General features: G+C 68.8%; 1 pseudogene. It reads right to left on the bottom strand.

The annotated features are described in order from the left end of the window. Positions 1 to 234, bottom strand: a pseudogene (locus NCR39_RS23725) (SDR family NAD(P)-dependent oxidoreductase); the annotation flags it as partial.

Below are 234 nucleotides of genomic sequence, written 5' to 3'. Positions count from 1 at the left end.
CTCCGGCGCCATCGCCTGCCGCGCCGCTTCGTACGCGTCCCACTTCGCGCCGTCGTGCAGCGACGGAATCGTCACGAGCTCATCGCGATCGAAGCCGACGAGCGCCGCATCGACCATATCGCCCGCCGACATCACGATCGCCTTGTCGAGATTCTCGATCGGAAGGCCGCCCGTTTCCCAAAAGTCGGTGGCCGTCGCGCCGGGCAGCACGGCCTGCACGCGCACGCCCTTGCC

Source organism: Caballeronia sp. ATUFL_M2_KS44, assembly GCF_023630965.1.
GTDB classification, from domain to species: Bacteria; Pseudomonadota; Gammaproteobacteria; order Burkholderiales; family Burkholderiaceae; genus Caballeronia; species Caballeronia concitans.
The sequence above is the reverse complement of the archived record's forward strand: the minus strand, read 5'-3'. Positions and strand labels throughout refer to the sequence as shown.